We start from the raw sequence: 19,670 nt of genomic DNA, 5'->3' as shown, positions 1-19,670 counted from the left end.
AGGAAAAGTGCGTAGCGCCATCCCCTGGGAATTGCGTAAAAACAAGAAAGTCTGGGAGCTTGCCCTTATGACCTCGACGATTTTGGAGATGCGCGACATCACCAAGACGTTTCCCGGCGTGAAGGCGCTGTCGAATGTCAACCTCAGCGTCGAGGAAGGCGAAATCCACGCCGTGGTCGGCGAGAACGGCGCCGGCAAGTCGACGCTGATGAAAGTGCTGTCGGGCGTCTATCCCGCGGGCACATATGACGGCCAGATCATCTTTCAAGGCCAGGAATGCCAGTTCAAAGGCATCCATGACAGCGAACACAAGGGCATCGTCATCATCCACCAGGAGCTTGCGCTGGTGCCGATGCTGTCGATTGCCGAAAACATTTTCCTCGGCAACGAACACGCCAAATACGGCGTGATCGACTGGGATGCCAACGAGGCGCGCACCAGCGCGCTGTTGAAGAAGGTGGGCCTCAAGGAGGACCCCAAGACGCTGATCACCAATATCGGCGTCGGCAAGCAGCAGTTGGTCGAGATCGCCAAGGCGCTGAGCAAGGAAGTCAAGCTCCTGATCCTCGACGAGCCCACCGCATCGCTCAGCGAGAAGGACAGCCAGGCGCTGCTCGACCTTTTGCTCGAGTTCAAGCGGCAAGGCATGACCTCGATCCTGATCTCGCACAAACTCAACGAAGTGAACCGGGTCGCCGACAAGGTTACCGTCATCCGCGACGGGCGCACCATCGAGACGCTGGCCAAGAAGGATATCTCGGAAGACCGTATCATCACCTCGATGGTCGGCCGCTCGCTCGACGACCGCTATCCGCCGCGCGAACCAAAGATCGGCGAGGTCGTCTTCGAAGTGAAGAACTGGTCGGTCTATCACCCGATCCATGCCGAACGGCAGGTGATCAAGGGCATCGACATCAATGTGCGCAAGGGCGAGGTGGTCGGCATAGCCGGGCTGATGGGCGCCGGTCGCACCGAATTCGCCATGAGCCTGTTCGGCCGTTCCTATGGCCGCCGCATCACGGGCGAGGTGCTGCTCAAAGGCAAGCCGATCGATGTCTCATCCGTGAGCAAGGCGGTCGAACACGGCATCGCCTACGTGACCGAGGACCGCAAGACTTACGGTCTCAACCTGATCGACCATATCAAGCACAACATCACGCTTGCCAATCTCGGCGGCGTGTCGCGTCACAGCGTGATCGACGATCTGCGCGAACTCGCCGTTGCCAACGATTATCGCAAGAAGACCAATATCCGCGCTTCGAGCGTCTATCAGATGACGGGCAATCTTTCCGGCGGCAACCAGCAGAAGGTGGTGCTGTCGAAATGGCTGTTCGCCGACCCGGAATTGCTGATCCTCGACGAGCCGACACGCGGCATCGATGTCGGCGCCAAGTATGAAATCTATACGATCATCGCGCGTCTTGCCTCGGAGGGTAAGGCGATCGTGGTCATCTCGTCGGAAATGCCGGAATTGCTCGGCATCACCGACCGCATCTACGTCATGAACGAAGGCCGCATCGTCGGCGAAATGCCCGCGGCGGACGCAAGTCAGGAAAAAATAATGCGCGCCATCGTTCGGGGAGAAGGAAAAGCAGCATGAGCACCGACAGCGCCCCCGCCCCACAGGGCAACATCGCCGAGGACCAGCGTCCACGCATTGCCGTCTCGGCGCTGACGACGAACCTGCGCGAATACGGTCTCATCATCGCGCTGATCGTCATCATGCTGTTCTTCCAGTTCACCACGTCGGGAACGCTGTTCAAGCCGGTCAACCTCAGCAATCTGGTGCAGCAGAACTCGTTCATCATCGTGATGGCGCTGGGCATGCTGCTGGTCATCGTTTCTGGCTATATCGACCTCAGCGTCGGCTCGGTCGCCGGTTTCATCGGCGCGCTGGCGGCAAACATGATGGTCATCTGGCAGCTCGGACCGCTCAGCAATCCGCTGGTGGTTTCAATCGTCTGCCTGGTCGTGGGCGGCCTGATCGGTGCGGCGCAAGGCTATTGGATCGCCTATCACCGGATACCGAGCTTCATCGTGACGCTGGCCGGCATGCTGATCTTCCGCGGCATCTGCCAGGCGCTGCTGGGCGGCGGCTCGTCGGTAGGCCCACTTCCGGACGGCTTCAAGGCGCTGAGCTCGGGCTTCATCCCGGACGTTATCGGCCCGCTGACGCTGATCCCGCCCACGGTGAACGCCGCCGGCAAGACCATCGTGGGCAGCGGCCTGACACTGCACATGACGACGATCGTGCTCGGCCTGATCGCCGTGGTGGCCTATGCCTATTTCGGGGTGAGGACACGACGCAAGCGCGAGCGCCACGGCTATGAAGCCGAGCCCTTCCCCCTGTTCGTCGTCAAGACGCTGGTCGCCAGCGCGCTGGCGCTGTTCCTGGTCTATGAGTTCGCCAGCTACAGGGGCCTGCCGGTGGTGCTGCTCGTCATGGGCGTGCTGATCTCGCTGTTCGTCTTCGTCACCAAGCGCATGACCATCGGCCGCCGCATCTACGCCATGGGCGGCAATCCCAAGGCGGCGCAGCTGTCGGGCATCAACACCGAGCGGCTGACGCTGCTGGTGTTCATCAATATGGGCGTGCTGTCGGCGCTGGGCGGCCTGATCATCGCGGCTCGCCTTGGCCAGGCAGTGCCGGCGGCCGGTCTGGGCTCAGAGCTCGACGTCATCGCCGCCGTCTTCATCGGCGGCGCCTCGGCGATGGGCGGCGTCGGCCAGGTCATCGGCGCCGTGGTCGGTGGCTTCATCATGGGCGTGATGAACAACGGCATGTCGATCATGGGTGTCAATGTCGACTGGCAGCAGGTCGTCAAAGGCCTGGTGCTGCTCGGCGCCGTGATCTTCGACGTCTACAACAAGAACAAGGCCTGAAAGGGGCAGTTCCAGGAAAGCGCATCGCGGTTTTCCCACAGGAATTGCGCAGAAACAAAAATACCAGGAGCGGGCCGAACCGCTCCGGCGAGGCAACGAGGAAGGCATACGGGTCACATCGCGGCGCTGCCGGCAACCAGCCGGCGCGAAGAAGTTCCCTCAAGGAACCAGGCCCCGCGAGCGCAATCCGAACGGACAATTTCACCCGTGGCATGGGCGACGTCCCAGCCGCGCTTGGGAAGGTTTGCCGCAGCGGCAGCCATGCCAAGGCACATGAGAGAGGATTGATCATGCTGATCTCGCAGATTCTCGATGACGCCGAGACCATCCGCGTCGTTGCCCGCAATGGCGGCAAGACCCGGATCATCAACGGCGCCCGCAGCGTCTATTCGCTGGCGATGGAGGCAGCCCGCACCGGCGTCGGCCTAGCCACCCTGATCGAGCGCAAGGGGCTCGGCGAGGCGGTCGATCTCGATGCCGCCTACAAGAAAGGGCGGCTGTTGTCGCCGATCAATCACCCCGATCCGGCGCATCTGCATCTCACCGGCACCGGCCTGACGCATCTCGGCTCGGCGGCGACGCGCGATTCCATGCACAAGAAGCTCAGCAGCGCCGATGGCGAGGAGCAGCTCACCGATTCCATGAAGATGTTCCGCATGGGTCTGGAGGGCGGCAAGCCCGCCAAGGGCCAGGTCGGCGTGCAGCCGGAATGGTTCTACAAGGGCAACGGCACGATGGCCGTGGCGCCGGGAGCCGCACTCCTGTCACCGGCCTTCGCCAAGGACGCCGGCGAGGAACCCGAAATCGCCGGCATCTATGTCATCGGCGATGACGGCGCGCCCTTCCGCGTCGGCTTCACGCTGTCGAACGAATTTTCCGACCACGTGACTGAGCGGGTAAACTATCTCTTTCTCGCCCATTCCAAGCTGCGCAATGCCTCGTTCGGACCTGAGATCCTGATCGGCGACCTGCCTTCCGACATCCGCGGCACCTCGCGCATCGTGCGCGATGGTAAGACGCTTTGGGAAAAGCCGTTCCTGTCGGGCGAGGCGAACATGTCGCACACCATCGCCAATCTCGAACACCATCACTTCAAATATTCGGCGTTCCGCCAGCCGGGCGACGTGCACGTGCATATGTTCGGCACCGCGACACTGTCCTTCGCCGACGGCGTCAAGACCGAGGCCGGCGATGTGTTCGAGATCGAAGCCGGTGATTTCGGCCTGCCACTGCGCAACCCGCTCGAGATCGAAAAGCCGGTGAAGGTGGCGGTGAAGGCGCTTTGAGATAGCGCCCCTTCCTTCTCCCCTTGTGGGAGAAGGTGGATCGGCGCGCAGCGCCGAGACGGATGAGGGGTGTTCCAGCGAAGTGAGGCGTTGGCGTTCCCTGGAACACCCCTCATCCGACCTCGCTTCGCGAGGCCACCTTCTCCCACAAGGGGAGAAGGAAGAGGCAGCTTCGACGTCTCAATAAATATCGAAGTCGAAATACTTGGCCTGGATCTTCTTGTAGGTGCCGTCGGCGACGATCGCGTCGATGGCCGTGTTGAGCTTGTCGCGCAAGGCGGTGTCGTCGAGGCGCACGGCGATGCCGGCTTGCGTTTCCGTGCCCTTGACGTCGCCGACCAGCTTGCAGCAGCCGTCGCTTGCCTTCTTCAGCCAGTCCACCAGGACGAACTTGTCCGAGATCACGGCATCAAGCCGGCCGTTGGTCAGGTCGGTGATCGCTTCTTCCTGGGTTGGGTAGAGCTTTGCCTCGGCACCTGCCTTGCCATAGGTGTTCTGGGCATAGTCGGCCTGCGTGGTCGAAGCCTGGGCGCCCACCGTCTTGCCGGCCAGGGCCGCCGGGTCGGCCGACGTCAGATCGCTGTCCTTCGGCGCCACCAGCGCGAGCGGGGTGGTGTAGTATTTGTTGGTGAAGGCGACCTGCTTCTTGCGCTCTTCGGTGATGCTCATCGAGGCGATGATGGCGTCGAACTTCTTGGCCTGCAGGGCGGGGATGATGCCGTCCCAGTCCTGGGTGACGATCTCGCACTCGACCTTCATCTGAGCACACAGCGCATTGGCGATGTCGATGTCGAAACCGACAACCTTGCCGTCCGAGGTGATGGTGTTGAACGGCGGATAGGCGCCCTCGGTGCCGATCTTCAGTTTCTCGGCAGCCTGCGCCGACAGAGAGCCGGCGGCCATCGCCAACAGGGCGGCGCCTGCCGCCGACAGTATCCGTTTCGAGATCTGCATTTTCTTGTCCCCTTGAGCGCCGCCATCTCGACGGCCGACAAGCCAGCCAAGCATGATGTACCGGTGCAGGCAAGTATCTTGCCTGGCGGCAACACCGGGGTTCAGCGCGCAGCGCGGAAATGCTTGGAGAGCTTCAGGCCCTGTGCCTGGTAGTTGGAGCCGAGAGCGGTGCCGTAGAGGGCCTGCGGCCGCTTCAGCATGTGCTCGTAGACCAGCCGGCCGACGATCTGGCCATGGTCGAGGATGAACGGCACCTCGTGGCTGCGCACTTCAAGCACGGCCCGGCTGCCGGTGCCACCGGCCGCCGAATGGCCGAAGCCCGGATCGAAGAAGCCGGCATAATGGACGCGAAATTCGCCGACCAGCGGGTCGAAGGGCGTCATCTCGGCGGCGTAGAGCGGCGGCACATGCACCGCCTCCTGGCTGACGAGGATGTAGAATTCGTCTGGATCGAGCACCAGTTCGCCGGCGCCGCTCTTGTGGATCGGTTCCCAGAAATCGACGACATCCTGGGCGGCGCGCTTGTCGACATCGACGAGGCCGGTGTGATGCTTGCCGCGATAGCCGACCAGCCCATCACCGTTGCCCTTGAGATCGATCGACAGCGCGATGCCGCCGCCCGAAATATTCGGCGGCTCGGTGGCGACCAGCATCTGCGCGCGGTGCAATTCATGCAATTCGGTCTCCGAGAGCAGCGCGTTGCCGGTGCGGAAGCGGATTTGCGACAGGCGCGAACCGGTGCGCACGACGATCGGAAAGGTGCGCGGGCTGACTTCCAGATAGAGCGGACCGTTGTAGCCGGCGGCGATCTTGTCGAACTCGTGGCCACGGTCGGTCATGACACGGGTGAAAATGTCGAGCCGCCCGGTCGAACTCTTCGGATTGGCCGAGGCCGAAATGTCCGCCGGCAATGCCAGGCTTTCAAGCAAGGGCACGATATAGACGCAGCCGGTCTCCAGCACCGCGCCCTCGGCAAGATTGATTTCGTGCAGTTGCAGCCGGTCGAGCTTTTCCGAAACCCTGTGGTTGGGACCCGGCAGGAACGAGGCCCGCACCCGCCAGGCCTTGTCGCCGAGCCGCAGATCAAGGCTCGCCGGCTGGATCTGGTCGGCGTCGAGCGCGCGCGGCGACTTCAGCGCGCCGGACTGGAACAGCGCCGAGATGTCCTGATCGGGAAGAATGCCTGTCTGCCGCAAGGCTCCGCTCCTAGGCCAGACGAATTTCCTACCAACAGGTTCTCGCCGGAAAACATGGAACATTCTTGCGGAACCTGCCTGGTACAAACCTCTTAATGAAGCCGGCAATTGACGCAAGCGTGGTACGGGTCTAAAGGGTCGTTATCCCGTGGTGATTTGGCCGGTCGGCTTGCAGCCACGTTAAACAAGTCGCTAAAGGACCGTTGGCCGCGAGGCCGTATGGACCGGTTGCGACTTTCGCGGCCGGTTTTTTTGTGTCTGGAACAAAGCGATGAGCAACAAGAAGCGCAACTGGAAGCCTCAGACAGCCCTCGTGCATGGCGGAACCCTGCGTTCCGGCTTCGGCGAGACCTCCGAGGCGATGTACCTGACCCAGGGCTATGTCTATCAAACGGCGCAAGCCGCCGAAGCCCGCTTCAAGGGCGAGGAACCCGGCTTCATCTATTCGCGCTACGCCAATCCGACCGTCGACATGTTCGAAAAGCGCATGTGCGCGCTGGAAGGCGCGGAAGACGCACGCGCCACGGCATCGGGCATGGCGGCCGTGACGGCGGCGCTTCTGTGCAGCGTCAAGGCCGGTGACCATATCGTGGCGGCGCGCGCGCTGTTCGGCTCCTGCCGCTGGGTGGTCGAGACACTGGCACCGCGCTACGGCATCGAGGCGACGCTGGACGACGGCACCGATATCGCCAACTGGGAAAAGGCGGTCAGGCCCAACACCAAGCTGTTCTTCCTTGAAAGCCCGACCAACCCGACGCTGGAAGTGGTCGACATCGCCGCTGTTGCTGCGCTCGCCAACTCGATCGGCGCGCGGCTTATCGTCGACAATGTCTTTGCCACGCCACTGCAGCAGAAGCCGTTGCAGCTCGGCGCGCATATCGTCGTCTATTCGGCAACCAAGCACATCGACGGCCAAGGCCGCTGTCTCGGCGGCGTGATCCTGTCGGACAAGAAGTGGATCGACGAGAATTTGCATGATTATTTCCGCCACACCGGCCCCAGCCTGTCGCCCTTCAACGCCTGGACGCTGCTGAAGGGCCTGGAGACGCTGCCGCTGCGCGTGCGCCAGCAGACGGAGAGCGCCGGCAAGATCGCAGATTTCCTCGCCGAGCAGCCGCAGATCGCCCGCGTCATCTATCCCGGCCGCGCCGACCATCCGCAGGCCGCGATCGTCAAGAAGCAGATGTCGGGCGGCTCGACGCTGATCTGCCTCGACGTCAAGGGCGGCAAGCAGGCGGCCTTCGCCCTGCAGAACGCGCTCGACATCGTGCTGATCTCCAACAATCTCGGCGACGCCAAGAGCCTGATCACCCATCCGGCGACGACCACGCACAAGAACTTGAGCGACGAGGCGCGCGCCGAACTCGGCATCGGGCCAGGAACGCTCAGGCTGTCGGTCGGCCTGGAGGATACCGATGACCTTCTGGAAGACATCGCGCAGGCTCTCAAGGCCGCTAAATAGAGGGTCGTCGAGGTAGGTCGTCCGCGCCGCGATCAGGCGCGCGACGACGCCTCTTCCAGTTCGGCCGCCTTGGTGCCGATGGTCATCGCATTGCCGCGCCAGTCGACGGCGCCGCCGAGCCAGCCGCGCCCCCACATGGTTGGAAGCAGCAAGTCCCGCGCAATCATCGCCGCGACCGTGCGCGGCGAAAGGTGCCAGCCCTTGGACCAGGCCAGGGCGCATTCCGGGAGATAAAAGGCCGCCAGCACGGCGATGGCCGTCAGCGGGAGGCTGAAGCCGGCGCTTGCCGCCGCAACCAGCGCAAGCGCCAGCGGCACCACCGCGCCGGTCAGGATTTCCGGCGCGAAGAACCGTGGGAAGGTGACGCGCCGCAAGCGCGCCCAGCGGGCCTGGCGCGACCAGATCGTGCCAAGCGTGCGTCGGCCAAGCGGCTGCTCGAAGGGTGCCGCGACGAGATTGACGCGCAGGCCAAGCCCACTGACCAGCTTGGTCGCGGCGGCGTCTTCGGCGATTTCGGCGGCCAGCGCGCGGATGCCGCCATTGGCATCCAGCATCGGCTTGTTCCACAACATGCTCTTGCCCTGGGCAAAGCCAAGGCCGAGCGCCTCGCCGGCATATTGCCAGCGCGCCTGCAGCGTGTTGAGGAAGGCGCATTCGACCTCGGCCCAGAAGCCCTCCGGCCGCGAACCGATCGGTGTCGAGCAGACAAGGCCGGTGTCCGGCCGCCACGCCGCCATCAGATGCTGGACGCAGTCTCTCGGCATCAGCACGTTGGAGTCGGCCAGGACAACCCAATTGTGCCGCGCGGCTTCCCAGCCCTTGACGCAATTGTTGAGCTTGGGATTGGCGCTGACGCGGTCGTCGCCGATCAACAGCCGGGCCGGCACTTTTGGAAAGCGGCCAATGGCGGCACGGATCAGCCTGACCACTGGGTCGTCTCCATGAGCGACGCAGAAGATCAGCTCGTAGCGGGGCCAGTCTAGCGAGAAGGCGCGCTCCAGCGTCTCCTGCGTGAACGGCTCGACGCCGCGCGAGGGTATGACAATCGATACCGGCGGCGATTTGCCGGCCGGCGGTGCGATCGTTGTGCGCCGTCTCAGCTGTGAGGCGGCGAGAAGGATACTGGCGGTGTTTGAAAGGATAAGAGCAGTCGAAAGCGAGGCGGCTATGAGAGCGAGTTCCATCGAGATCTGGTCACTCCAGAAGAGACGGCCCGCATCGTGGCCGTTTTCAACAGTTCGACAGAGCGCCGAGTCGCCCGGTTCGTGCACACCACCATTGTCATGTGTCACTTAAATGACATTCTTTGCCGGCACCTGCGTTTCAAGACGAGGCGCGACAAGACGCGCACGTTGACCTGCTCGCCGGGAGCGCCGAAAGGTTCTGTTGGTTTGAGCATGATCTTTTCCGAAAACCGGTTCCCACTTTTCGGGATCATGCTCTAGATTGTTTTGGAGCCGCTTATGTACCGCGCCGTCACGCGCAACATCGAAGTGCAGGTCAGGCCGTTCTATCTCGAGGACCGCTCCGATCCTTCCGAGAACCGCTTTGTCTGGGGCTATCAGATAACGATCGACAACCAGTCGGACGAATTCGTGCAGCTTCTGTCGCGCTATTGGCACATCACCGACGGTGCCGGCCGAGTCGAGGAAGTGCGCGGCCCGGGCGTCGTCGGCGACCAGCCCGAACTCAATCCCGGCGACAGCTATCAATACACGTCCGGCTGCCCGCTCTCGACGCCATCAGGCATCATGGTCGGGCACTATACGATGCGCAACAAGCGCGGCGAGACCTTCGACATCGCCATCCCGGCGTTCTCGCTGGATCTGCCGGGGACGCGGCGGACGGTGAATTAGCGTCCTTCTCCCCGTTCCACGGGGAGAAGGAATGGCTTTATTGTGCGGCAAATTCCGCCGGATCGAAGTCGTACTGTGTCGAGCAGAATTCGCAGGCGACGTGGATGCCGCCATCCTCGGTGCTGTCCTCGATCTCCTGCGCGGAGAAGCCCTCGAGGATGCCGCGGATCTTGTCGCGAGAGCATGAGCACTGGTCGGCCACGGGAACGCCGCCGAAGACGCGTACGCCATGCTCGTGGAACAGGCGATAAAGCAGCCGTTCGGCACCGATCGTCGGGTCGATCAACTCGGTCGGCTCGATCGTGCCGAGCAGCGCCAGCAATTCCTGCCAGGAATTGTCCGTGGGATCATGGATCTCCTCGCGCGGATCGCCGTCGCCGCCGTGCAGGTCCGGAACGCGCATGCGCTCGGGCGACTGCGGCAGGAACTGCGCCAGGATGCCGCCGGCGCGCCATTGTTCGCGCGCGCCGCCGACGCCGGGCGTCAAAAGCTTGGCGACCGAGAGCCTGATATCCGTCGGGATCTGCTCCGACTGGCGGAAATAGGTGCGCGCAGCGTCTTCCAGGGTTTCGCCATCGAGCTGGACGATGCCTTGATAGCGCTGCGTATGGGCGCCCTGGTCGATGGTCAGTGCCAGCACGCCGCCGCCGAGCAGCGTCTGCTGGGACGTTTCGCCTGCGGCGACCAGCGCCTCGAGCCTATCGGCATCGAAGCGCGCATAGGCGCGCAGCGCCGACGGCGTGGTGAAATCCGCCACCAGCATGTCGACCGGCCCATCGGTGCGGGTCTGCAGGATGAACTTGCCCTCGAATTTGAGCGAGGTGCCGAGCAGCACCGTCAGTACACAGGCTTCCGCCAGCAGGCGGGCGACCGGCTCGGGATAATCGTGGCGGCTGAGAATGGCGTCGAGCATCGGCCCGAGCTGCACGGTACGGCCGCGCACGTCGAGCGGGCCGACCTCAAAGGGCACGACATGATCGTCGCCGGCATAGCCGAACTCGCCGAGTTTGGGGTGATGTTCAGTCACTTGATGCGTTTCCAACATGACAAAGCTCCAGGGCGCGGCCATGCCGCCCCCTGGGGTGCATGCGTCCAAACGCGCTTGATTTGCGTGATGCGGCGCAGATAGGCATCGCGCCCCCGCAGATCAAGCGCCCGGACCTTTCAAACTCCAAGCCACCTCAAGCCCCAAGACACTTCAAGCCCCAAGACACTTCAAGCCCCAAGACACCAGGCAAGCACCGCCTTCTGGGCGTGGAGCCGGTTCTCGGCCTCGTCGAAGACCACCGAATGGGGTCCGTCGATAACCTCGTCGGTCACTTCCTCACCGCGATGCGCCGGCAGACAGTGCATGAACAGCGCATCCGGCTTGGCATGCGCCATCAGCTTGGCATTGACCTGGTAGGGCGAGAACACGTTATGGCCGCGGGCGCGATGCTCCTGGCCCATCGACACCCAGCAATCGGTGACGACACAGTCGGCCTGCTCGACGGCTTCCTCGGGCGAGCGGGTGAAGTGGAGCTTCCCGCCATGGGCCTTGGACCAGTCGATATGCTTCTGCGCCGGCTCGCTGCCTTCCGGCACGGCGACGTTGAGGTTGAAGCGGAACCGCGCCGAGGCTTCGAGCAGCGAATGCAGCACATTGTTGCCGTCGCCGGTCCAGGCGATGGTCTTGCCGGCCACCGGACCGCGATGCTCCTCGAAGGTCATGATGTCGGCCATCAGCTGGCACGGATGGGTGTCATCCGTCAGCCCGTTGATCACCGGAACCGTGGCGTTCTCGGTCAGCTCCAGCAGCCGCTCATGCGAGGTGGTGCGGATCATGATCGCGTCGACATAGCGCGACAACACCTTGGCGGTGTCGGCGATGGTCTCGGAGCGGCCAAGCTGCATTTCGGTGCCGGTCAGCATGATGGTCTCGCCGCCGAGCTGGCGCATGCCGACATCGAAGGAGACGCGCGTGCGCGTCGACGGCTTGTCGAAGATCATCGCCAGCACCTTGCCTTCGAGCGGCCGGGTGCGCTCGCCGGCCTTGAGGCGCGCCTTTCGCACCACCGCGTCGTCGAGCATGACGCGCAGGTCGCCCTCGGAAACGGTGGAAAGATCGGTGAAATGGCGAACTGACATCAGCAATTTTCCGGAATTACTTCGCGGCGGCCACGGCGATGGCATCCGCCAGGCCTTTGGCACCGGCGCGGATGCGGTTGAGCGCTTCGTGGATCTCGGCGTCGGTGACGGTGAGCGGCGGCAGCAGGCGAATGACGTTGTCGCCGGCCGGAACCGCCAGCAAATGCTGGTCGCGCAGTGCCATGTTCACCTTGTTGTTGGGCATGGCGCATTTGAGGCCAAGCATGAGGCCGGTGCCGCGGATGTCTTCGATGACATCGGGAAACTCGTCGGCGATCGCCGCCAGACCTTGCTTCATCAGCAATGCCTTGCGCTGGACGTCTTCGAGGAAGCCGTCTTCGAGCACCACGTCGAGCACGGCATTGCCGACGGCCATGGCCAACGGATTGCCGCCAAATGTGGTGCCGTGCACGCCAGCCGTCATGCCGACAGCTGCTTCGTCGGTTGCAAGGCAAGCGCCCATCGGGAAGCCGCCGCCAATGCCTTTGGCGATCGCCATGATGTCGGGCGCAACACCTGACCATTCATGCGCGAACAGCTTTCCGGTGCGGCCAATGCCGCATTGGACCTCGTCATAAATCAACAACAGGCCGTGCTGGTCGCAAAGCTGCCGCAGCCGCTTCAGGGACTGCGTCGGGACCGGGCGGATGCCGCCCTCGCCCTGCACCGGTTCGATCAGGATCGCGGCGGTTTCCGGCGTGATCGCCTTCTCGGCGGCATCGATGTCGTCGAAGCCGACCTGGTCGAAGCCTTCGACCTTGGGGCCGAAGCCTTCAAGGTATTTGTACTGGCCGCCGGCCGCGATGGTCGCCAGCGTGCGGCCATGGAAGGCGCCTTCGAAGGTGATGACGCGGAAGCGCTCGGGATGCCCCTTGACGAAATGGTAGCGCCGCGCCGTCTTGATCGCGCATTCCAGCGCCTCGGCGCCGGAGTTGGTGAAGAACACCTTGTCGGCGAATGTGGCATCGGCCAGGCGCTCGCCAAGCCGGCTCTGCGCGGGAATCTCGTAGAGATTGGAGACGTGCCACAACTTCGCCGCCTGCTCGGTCAGCGCCGCGACCAGATGCGGATGGCTGTGGCCGAGCGAATTGACCGCGATGCCGCCGGCGAAATCGAGATATCGCTCGCCCTTGTCGGTAACCAGCCAGGTGCCTTCCCCGTGGTCGAAAGCCAGGGGAGCGCGAGCAAAGGTCTCGTAAAGCGCCGAACCGCTCATTATATGCGTCTCCGGTACCGGAAAATCAAAAAAGCCGCCAAAGCGGCGGCCTTGTGCGGCTTATCGTGTTTTTCGGCCATGAAGTCAACGAAAACGTCGCGTAGTGGCACGCGGCAAGCCCCCTGACGAGACGCCGGCTCACAAGCGACCGGGCAAGTTGGGGAAAACCGAAAAAACCGATTCGTGTTGCACTTGGGACTCTTGTCACCGAGTCTGCGCATAAGGTAATTGTAGTCGAGAAATAACTAGATTTCGTGCGGCGGACCTAATCACCAGGTATATGTGGTGTCTGCCCCAGCAGTGGTGCTGGGTCGGGAAAGGATTCTGATTGCCGCACGCTTAGCAGGAGCGCGGTCTCATGAACTGGACTGACGAGCGGGTCGAACTTCTCAGAAAATTGTGGTCGGAGGGTCTGAGCGCAAGCCAGATTGCTGCCCAGCTTGGAGGGGTGAGCCGAAATGCCGTCATCGGCAAGGTGCACCGTCTGAAGCTGTCGGGCCGCGGCCGCGCAACGGCGACGCCGGCACGCCAGAAGAAGACGACACAGGGCTCGACCGTTCAGAAATCGGTGGCGCGCGCCGCGAGCACGGCTCGCCACGTCACGACATCGATCGGCGCGACCGCCCTTCAGACGCAATTCGACGCCGAGCCGGTGGCGCGGCACTATATCCGCCCGGTCGAGAATGTCGTGGTACCGATCTCACGGCATCTGCAGCTCGTCGAGCTGACCGAGCGGACCTGCAAATGGCCGAACGGCGATCCGCTGTCGGAGGACTTCAACTTCTGCGGCAACGAGGCCGCCGAAACGGGGCCCTACTGCAAATATCATGCTCGCGTGGCGTTCCAGCCGGCGGCGGAGCGGCGGCGGAATCGATAGGTAGGGAATAGGCAGTGGGGATTGGGCAGTAGGACAATACTGCCTGTATGCCTTGGGCGGCGCTCGCGAGGCGCTTCTTAGCCTGCTGCCTACTGCCTACTGCCTACTGCCTACCCTCACAGCCAGCCATTCTTGCGAAACCGCCAGTAAAGAAACGCGCAGATCGTCGCGATGGTGGCCAGCACGATCGGGTAGCCATACTCCATCTTCAGTTCCGGCATGTCGGTGAAGTTCATGCCATAGATGCCGGCGAATGCCGTCGGCACCGCCAGTATGGCCGCCCATGAGGCGAGTTTCTTGGAAATCGCGGTTTCCTGGCTCTGACCGACCAGCAGGCTCGCCTCGAAGGCGAAGGCCAGCACCTCGCGCAGGCTGTCGATCTTTTCCTGGACGGTGCGGATGTGGTCGGTCACGTCGCGAAACAGCGGGTGCATGGCTGAATGGATCTGCGGCAGGTCGGCGCTGGTCAGGCGGCGGCAGACCTCCACCAGCGGAAGTGCCGCATTGCGCAGGCGCAGCAGATCGCGGCGCAGCATGTAGAGTCGCTCGATATCAGGACCGGTCATCGGCTTCAAAAGCACCCGGTCCTCGATCACCTCGACCTCGTCCTCTATCTGCTCGAGCACCGGCATGTAGTTGTCGACGATGAAATCGAGAATGGCGTAGAGGACGAAATCCTCGCCCTTGGCCAGCGAATGCGGACAGCTTTCCCAGTGCTGACGCACGGCGGCGTAGGAGGTCGACGGGCCGTGCCTGACGCTGACGATGTAGCCCGAGCCGACGAACAGATGCGTCTCGCCGAAAGTCACCCGTCCTTCGATCAATTGCGCGGTGCGGGCGACGATGAACAGCGCATCGCCATATTGCTCGATCTTCGGCCGCTGGTGCGGATGCTCGGCATCCTCGATCGCCAGCTCGTGCAGATGGAACTGCGCCTGGACACGCAACAAAAGCTCGCGATCCGGTTCGAGCAGCCCGATCCAGACGACATGTCCCGATTTCTTGGCCCATTCGCCGGCTTCCTCGATCGGAATGTCGGCGATGCGCCGCCCGGCCGTGTAGACACTGGAGGCGATGATGCCTGATGTCGGCGCCGCGGGCTTGAACTCTCGGACATATTCCATCGCGGCCTCCTGAAGCAGGCCCCTTATAAAGGCCTGAGAAGCTTAACGCCGGGATAGTTTAGCGCAATATGATCTGGCGTTCGAGAGGATGAACGTTCATTTCGCCGGAAGCGGCGCCGAAAGGCTGATCTTGTCGGTCTTGTCGCCTTTCGGCCGCTCGGCCGGCATCTGGTCGCCGGTGACGATGTAATAGATGGTCTCGGCGATGTTGGTGGCATGATCGCCGATGCGCTCGATGTTCTTGGCGCAGAACAGAAGATGCGTGCAGGGCGTGATGTTGCGCGGATCTTCCATCATGTAGGTCAGCAATTCGCGAAACAGCGACGTGTACATGGCATCGATCTGATCGTCACGGTCGCGCACGAAGCTGATCTTGTCGACTGAGCGCGATGCGTAGACGTCGAGAACTTCCTTGAGCTGGGTCAGCGCCAAATTGGCCAGGGCCTCCAGGCCGCGAAACAGGCTGGTCGGCTGGCGGCCGTCGGTGACGGCGACCACCCGCTTGGCCACGTTCTTGCCGAGGTCGCCGACCCGTTCGAGGTCGGCCGAAATGCGGATGGCGCCGACGATCTCGCGCAGGTCCGTCGCCATCGGCTGGCGCTTGGCGATGATGATGATCGCCTTGTCGTCGATCTCGCGCTGCCCCTCATCCAGGACTGCATCGTCGTTGATGACCTTCTGGGCCAGCCCCGGATCGGCATTGACGAGAGCGGCGACGGCCTGTTCGACCATGCGCTCGGCATGACCGCCCATCGCCGCAATGCGCTTCGACAGATATTTCAGCTCCTCGTCAAAGGCGCTCATTATGTGCACGGACTGCATGGATGAAATGCCTTCCCACGGGTTCTTGAGTCGTTTCCTCGAATCCCCGCTGATACGCTAGCCGGATGACAGAAAAAAGAAACGGTTCCAGGGGAAACTAGGGCACTATCCGTGCGTCGGCAAATGAACCGAGAAGGCGGCGCCCTTACCGACCTCGGATTTGATCGTCAGCCTGGCATTGTGGCGCGTCAGGATGTGCTTGACGATGGACAGGCCAAGGCCGGTGCCTTTCTGGGTCCGGCTGGTCTCGACATCGATGCGATAGAAGCGCTCGGTGATGCGCGGAATGTGCTCCTCGGGAATGCCGGGACCGAAATCCCGGATGGTGACGTCGATGCCGGGTTCGGAACCGTCATCAGCGTGCGCGATCGACACCACCACACGGCCGCCGGACTGGCCGTATTTGCAGGCGTTTTCCAGAAGATTCTCGAAAACCTGGAACAACTCGTCGCGATCGCCCGGCACATTGAGGGGTCCCTTGGCGAAATCGCGCTCGATGACGACGCTGTTTTCGTGGGCAAGCGGGGCCAGCGAATCGATGACACTGTCGACGGTCTGGCGCAGGTCGACCTCTGTTCCGGGCTTCAGATAGGGCTTCATCTCCAGCCGGGACAGCGACAGCAGGTCATCGATCAGGCGTGCCATGCGGCCGGTCTGGTTCTGCATGATCTGCAGGAACTGCTCGCGCGCCGCCGGGTCGTTGCGGGCCGGTCCGCGCAATGTTTCGATGAAACCAGCGATCGAGGCGAGCGGGGTGCGCAATTCGTGGCTGGCATTGGCGATGAAATCGGCGCGCATGCGGTCGATCCTGCGCGTTTCGCTCTGGTCCTTGAACACCAGCACATAGAGGTCGGTGCCGTGCCCGACCGACGACGCGCTGACCCGGTAGGCCCGTTCGACCGGCAGCTTTTCGGTATAGTCGACGACATCGGAGGCGATCGTGCCCGACAGCACGCTGTCGAGCAGGGTCTGCATTTCCGGCGCCCGGAATTTCAGCGGCAGCGACAGGCCCGGTGCGATGCCGCCAAAAGCGGCAAAGGCGGCGGCGTTGGCATGGACGATGGCGGCCGAGCGGTCGAAGATGATCAGCGGATCGGCGACGGCGGCCGCCAGATATTCGCCCGACAGGCGCTGCAGGCCGATCGCCTCGATCGCGGTGGCATTCTCGCCGGAATGGCGCAGGCCGGTGGCCGGCAACAGCGCGGCAGCCAGCAGCAGAAGCAGGGCCGGCACCAGCACGTAGGCAGAGATCCCCGCGAAGGCAAAAGCGACTAGGATACCGATAACGCCAGCGACGAGCAGCCAGCGACTGTTCCACAGCCGGATGGCCATGGCTTGCGCCACACTTGCCTGCTCTGCGCTTTGCTCAGCCATCCCCGGGTCCTATAGCCCTCTCGGGCGCTGTCCGGCCGTATGGCAACTTCCTGCTAGACCGGCATGGAGGCTCCCAATAGCATGAGTCCGTAAGCTGGAAAGGGTTCGTCTCGATGAAAAAGGCCAAGGAAAATCCCGCAACGCCGACGTCAGGTCCGCTGAAGATCAGGATCGGGGGCAAGGAGCGGGAGTTCGACATCGAGAATCCCGAGCTCCCGGACTGGGTCGAGGACCACAAGCTGACCGCGGGCGGCTACCCCTACGACAAGAAGATGAACAGCGACGACTATAACGAGACGCTCGAGAAATTGCAGATCGAGCTGGTGAAGGCGCAGGCATGGCTGCAGGCGACCGGCAAGCGGGTGATGGCGCTGTTCGAGGGCCGCGACGCCGCCGGCAAGGGCGGCACGATCTTCGTGGTGCACCAGTATCTCAACCCGCGCACGGCGCGCAACGTGGCGCTGACCAAGCCGACCCCGCCCGAGCTGGGACAATGGTACTACCAGCGTTATGTCGACCATTTCCCGACGTCGGGCGAATTCGTCACCTTCGACCGCTCCTGGTACAACCGCGCCGGCGTCGAGCCGGTGATGGGCTTCTGCACGCCCGAACAGCACGAAAAGTTTCTCGACGAGACGCCGCATTTCGAACGGATGATCGTCAACGACGACATCCATTTCTTCAAATTCTGGCTGAACATCGGTCGGGAAACGCAGCTCGAGCGTTTTCACGATCGCCGCTACAGCCCGCTGAAGAGCTGGAAGTTCTCGCCGATCGATGTCGCCGGCATCACCAAATGGGACGATTACACCAAGGCGCGCGACACCATGTTCGAGCGCACCCACAAGGCGTTCGCGCCATGGATCATCGTGCGGGCCAATGACAAGCGCCGCGCGCGGCTGGCGGTGATGCGGCGCATCCTGTTGTCGGTACCCTATGAGGGGCGTGATCTCGATATCATCGGCAAGGAAGACAAGAAGATCATCGGCGAAGGGCCGTCATTCCTCGGCAAGGAAGGCTAGGCCTTCTCGCGCCGCGCGGCCACCAGGCAGCGCGGCGCGTGGTTCTTGACGTGGTGGCTCAGGCCGCGAGCCGGGCGATCCGCTGCAGGCGCCGCAGCGTGGTGTCGTCCTGCAACGCCTGCTGGAACAGCGATATCTCCTGGTCGATGCGGTCGCACAGCGCGCCGGTATTGCCCTTGAGCAGGCCGCGGGTCTGCAGCAGGGCGGCGACCGGCTTCTTGGCGAGCTGCCTGGCGCGGCCGAGTGTCGCCTCCTCCACGCCGTCATGCACGATCTCGGCGACGAGGCCGAGTGCCCTGGCGTCCTCGGCGTGGAGCGTGTCGCCGAGGCAGAAGAAGCGGAAGGCGCCGGCATAGCCGAGCTTCTGCGGCGCCAGGATGCTGGTCGCCGCATCCGGCACAAGGCCGAAATCGACGAACGGCACCCTGAACGTGCTTTCATTCGAGGCGATCACCATGTCGCAGTGGAACAGGATGGTGCAGCCGACACCGACGGCATCGCCGTCGACGCAAGCGAGGATGGGCTTGGGGAATGTCGCCAGCGTGCGGAACATGTCGGTGACGGCGGCGATCAGCTTCTGGTGCTTGGTGGCGTCGAGGAATTCTGAAAAGTCGCCGCCGAGGCAGAAGCAGCCTGCCAGGCCACGCAGCACGACAACACGGACCTCGTCATTGTCGGCGGCTTCATGGAACGTCCTGGCAAGGCTTTCATAGGCCCTCCTGTCCAGCACCGGCCGGCCATCATTCGACGACACAGTGACGATCAGCGTGTGGTTGCGCAGTTCCGGTTGCGGGTGCGGGTTCATGGCGGTCTCCGACCTCATGACGCCCTCCTTTGGCCGAACATGTCGGGATATCCCCGGGCCAGGACGGGAGCGTGGTGGTTGCGGCGCGAACGCACAACGTCCAGCGTGTGCTCATTGAAGGAGAGCAGGGTCGCCACGACCTGCTGATTGCCGTAGGTGCGCTGATAGCCCAGCGGCGTCGCCAGGAAATGCAGCTGCAAGGCGCGCAGCACCCACATCGGCTCGAACTCGATGATCACCTTGTCGACACCGCGCTTCAGCCCCCACTCGACGAAGCCGGCGATCAATTCGGTACCAACGGTCGAGACGCCGCGACGGCCATCGCGAAAGCCGGGAGCCACCGCATAGCGGGTCAATTCCCAGATGTCGGGGCCCGATGGCGGCGTTCCTTCGGAAAGGTCGGTCAAGACCTCGGTCAGCAGATGGGGCCGCGTGGTCGGCAACATCCGCTGATAGCCCGCGACTTCGTTGCCTCTGATGACGATCTGATGCACCGCCTCGTCATGGTCGAACTGGTCGACCTCGAATCCGTCCGGGCGCCGCAGGTCCTCCCACCCCATTTCCTCGACAAATATCTGGTAGCGCAGGCGATGGACGGACTCCCAAAGGTCGGGACGTTCCATCAATTCTTGAGTTGTAAGACAAAAAAGCATGCCGTCGTCTCCT

18 protein-coding genes and 1 riboswitch are annotated in these 19,670 nt (G+C 63.0%); of the genes, 7 read left to right on the top strand and 11 right to left on the bottom strand.

Translation table 11 applies throughout. The features are described 5' to 3' along the window. Positions 1 to 67 precede the first annotated feature (67 nt). The 3 genes from mmsA to araD1 all read left to right on the top strand — a co-directional run bounded on the left by mmsA (position 68) and on the right by araD1 (position 4,169). Complete coding sequence (gene mmsA / locus D3242_RS13315) at positions 68 to 1,600, top strand: multiple monosaccharide ABC transporter ATP-binding protein (RefSeq protein ID WP_038644461.1); 1,533 nt, start codon at positions 68 to 70, stop codon at positions 1,598 to 1,600. Next, positions 1,597 to 2,883, top strand: a complete 1,287-nt coding sequence (gene mmsB / locus D3242_RS13310; protein ID WP_019863148.1) for a multiple monosaccharide ABC transporter permease — start codon at positions 1,597 to 1,599, stop codon at positions 2,881 to 2,883. The genes mmsA and mmsB overlap by 4 nt, the downstream gene beginning before the upstream one ends. Before the next feature lie 290 nt (positions 2,884 to 3,173). Continuing rightward, positions 3,174 to 4,169, top strand: a complete 996-nt coding sequence (gene araD1 / locus D3242_RS13305; protein ID WP_064984740.1) for an AraD1 family protein — start codon at positions 3,174 to 3,176, stop codon at positions 4,167 to 4,169. 180 nt (positions 4,170 to 4,349) lie between these two features. Here araD1 and D3242_RS13300 read toward each other — a convergent pair whose 3' ends face one another. Together D3242_RS13300 and D3242_RS13295 are read right to left on the bottom strand one after the other, a co-directional pair. Then, positions 4,350 to 5,123, bottom strand: a complete 774-nt coding sequence (locus D3242_RS13300) for an ABC transporter substrate-binding protein (protein ID WP_064984667.1) — start codon at positions 5,121 to 5,123, stop codon at positions 4,350 to 4,352. A gap of 101 nt (positions 5,124 to 5,224) precedes the next feature. Then, on the bottom strand, positions 5,225 to 6,319 hold the full coding sequence (locus D3242_RS13295; RefSeq protein WP_064984665.1) for a 2'-deoxycytidine 5'-triphosphate deaminase: 1,095 nt from the start codon (positions 6,317 to 6,319) through the stop codon (positions 5,225 to 5,227). A gap of 138 nt (positions 6,320 to 6,457) precedes the next feature. Further along, positions 6,458 to 6,535, top strand: a riboswitch (SAM riboswitch). A 55-nt stretch (positions 6,536 to 6,590) separates the two neighbouring features. On the opposite strand from D3242_RS13295, the gene D3242_RS13290 reads away from it, so the two are divergent. Next, positions 6,591 to 7,781 (top strand): O-succinylhomoserine sulfhydrylase, encoded by a 1,191-nt coding sequence (locus D3242_RS13290; protein ID WP_064984664.1) that lies wholly within the window; start codon positions 6,591 to 6,593, stop codon positions 7,779 to 7,781. Between the two features lie 32 nt (positions 7,782 to 7,813). Here the strand turns inward: D3242_RS13290 and D3242_RS13285 are convergent, their stop codons facing one another. Beyond that, positions 7,814 to 8,965, bottom strand: coding sequence for a ceramide glucosyltransferase (locus tag D3242_RS13285; RefSeq protein WP_064984662.1), 1,152 nt, complete (start codon positions 8,963 to 8,965; stop codon positions 7,814 to 7,816). A 279-nt stretch (positions 8,966 to 9,244) separates the two neighbouring features. Here D3242_RS13285 and apaG point away from each other — a divergent pair, with 279 nt between their 5' ends. Then, on the top strand, positions 9,245 to 9,637 hold the full coding sequence (gene apaG, locus D3242_RS13280) for a Co2+/Mg2+ efflux protein ApaG (RefSeq protein ID WP_038644452.1): 393 nt from the start codon (positions 9,245 to 9,247) through the stop codon (positions 9,635 to 9,637). Positions 9,638 to 9,674: 37 nt separating this feature from the next. On the opposite strand, the gene D3242_RS13275 is transcribed toward apaG, so the two are convergent. The 3 genes from D3242_RS13275 to D3242_RS13265 all read right to left on the bottom strand — a co-directional run bounded on the left by D3242_RS13275 (position 9,675) and on the right by D3242_RS13265 (position 12,980). Beyond that, positions 9,675 to 10,706 carry an Hsp33 family molecular chaperone gene (locus tag D3242_RS13275; RefSeq protein WP_081296126.1) on the bottom strand — a complete coding sequence of 344 codons (1,032 nt, stop codon included), beginning with the start codon at positions 10,704 to 10,706 and terminating at the stop codon, positions 9,675 to 9,677. A 146-nt stretch (positions 10,707 to 10,852) separates the two neighbouring features. Continuing rightward, positions 10,853 to 11,764, bottom strand: coding sequence for an ornithine carbamoyltransferase (gene argF, locus D3242_RS13270; protein WP_064984661.1), 912 nt, complete (start codon positions 11,762 to 11,764; stop codon positions 10,853 to 10,855). 16 nt (positions 11,765 to 11,780) lie between these two features. Continuing rightward, positions 11,781 to 12,980 (bottom strand): aspartate aminotransferase family protein, encoded by a 1,200-nt coding sequence (locus D3242_RS13265; protein WP_064984660.1) that lies wholly within the window; start codon positions 12,978 to 12,980, stop codon positions 11,781 to 11,783. 358 nt (positions 12,981 to 13,338) lie between these two features. Between D3242_RS13265 and D3242_RS13260 the strand changes: the two genes are divergently transcribed. Then, entirely contained in the window at positions 13,339 to 13,857 is a 519-nt protein-coding gene (locus D3242_RS13260; RefSeq protein ID WP_019863137.1) for a GcrA family cell cycle regulator, read from the top strand. A gap of 116 nt (positions 13,858 to 13,973) precedes the next feature. Here the strand turns inward: D3242_RS13260 and D3242_RS13255 are convergent, their stop codons facing one another. The 3 genes from D3242_RS13255 to D3242_RS13245 form a co-directional block, all read right to left on the bottom strand. Next, complete coding sequence (locus D3242_RS13255) at positions 13,974 to 14,981, bottom strand: magnesium and cobalt transport protein CorA (RefSeq protein ID WP_010913391.1); 1,008 nt, start codon at positions 14,979 to 14,981, stop codon at positions 13,974 to 13,976. A gap of 96 nt (positions 14,982 to 15,077) precedes the next feature. After that, positions 15,078 to 15,803, bottom strand: coding sequence for a phosphate signaling complex protein PhoU (gene phoU / locus D3242_RS13250; RefSeq protein ID WP_019863136.1), 726 nt, complete (start codon positions 15,801 to 15,803; stop codon positions 15,078 to 15,080). Between the two features lie 105 nt (positions 15,804 to 15,908). Beyond that, on the bottom strand, positions 15,909 to 17,177 hold the full coding sequence (locus D3242_RS13245) for an ATP-binding protein (protein ID WP_019863135.1): 1,269 nt from the start codon (positions 17,175 to 17,177) through the stop codon (positions 15,909 to 15,911). Between the two features lie 113 nt (positions 17,178 to 17,290). On the opposite strand from D3242_RS13245, the gene ppk2 reads away from it, so the two are divergent. Continuing rightward, positions 17,291 to 18,199, top strand: a complete 909-nt coding sequence (ppk2, locus tag D3242_RS13240; protein WP_019863134.1) for a polyphosphate kinase 2 — start codon at positions 17,291 to 17,293, stop codon at positions 18,197 to 18,199. Positions 18,200 to 18,257: 58 nt separating this feature from the next. On the opposite strand, the gene D3242_RS13235 is transcribed toward ppk2, so the two are convergent. Both D3242_RS13235 and D3242_RS13230 read right to left on the bottom strand, forming a co-directional pair. Further along, complete coding sequence (locus tag D3242_RS13235) at positions 18,258 to 19,022, bottom strand: enoyl-CoA hydratase-related protein (protein ID WP_019863133.1); 765 nt, start codon at positions 19,020 to 19,022, stop codon at positions 18,258 to 18,260. After that, a complete protein-coding gene (locus D3242_RS13230) occupies positions 19,019 to 19,657 on the bottom strand; it encodes an acyl-homoserine-lactone synthase (RefSeq protein WP_064984659.1) in 639 nt (212 codons plus the stop codon). The genes D3242_RS13235 and D3242_RS13230 overlap by 4 nt, the downstream gene beginning before the upstream one ends. Positions 19,658 to 19,670: the final 13 nt, after the last annotated feature.

This window comes from Mesorhizobium jarvisii (assembly GCF_003601985.1).
GTDB lineage: Bacteria > Pseudomonadota > Alphaproteobacteria > Rhizobiales > Rhizobiaceae > Mesorhizobium > Mesorhizobium jarvisii.
This window is presented reverse-complemented; position numbering and strand designations above follow the sequence as displayed.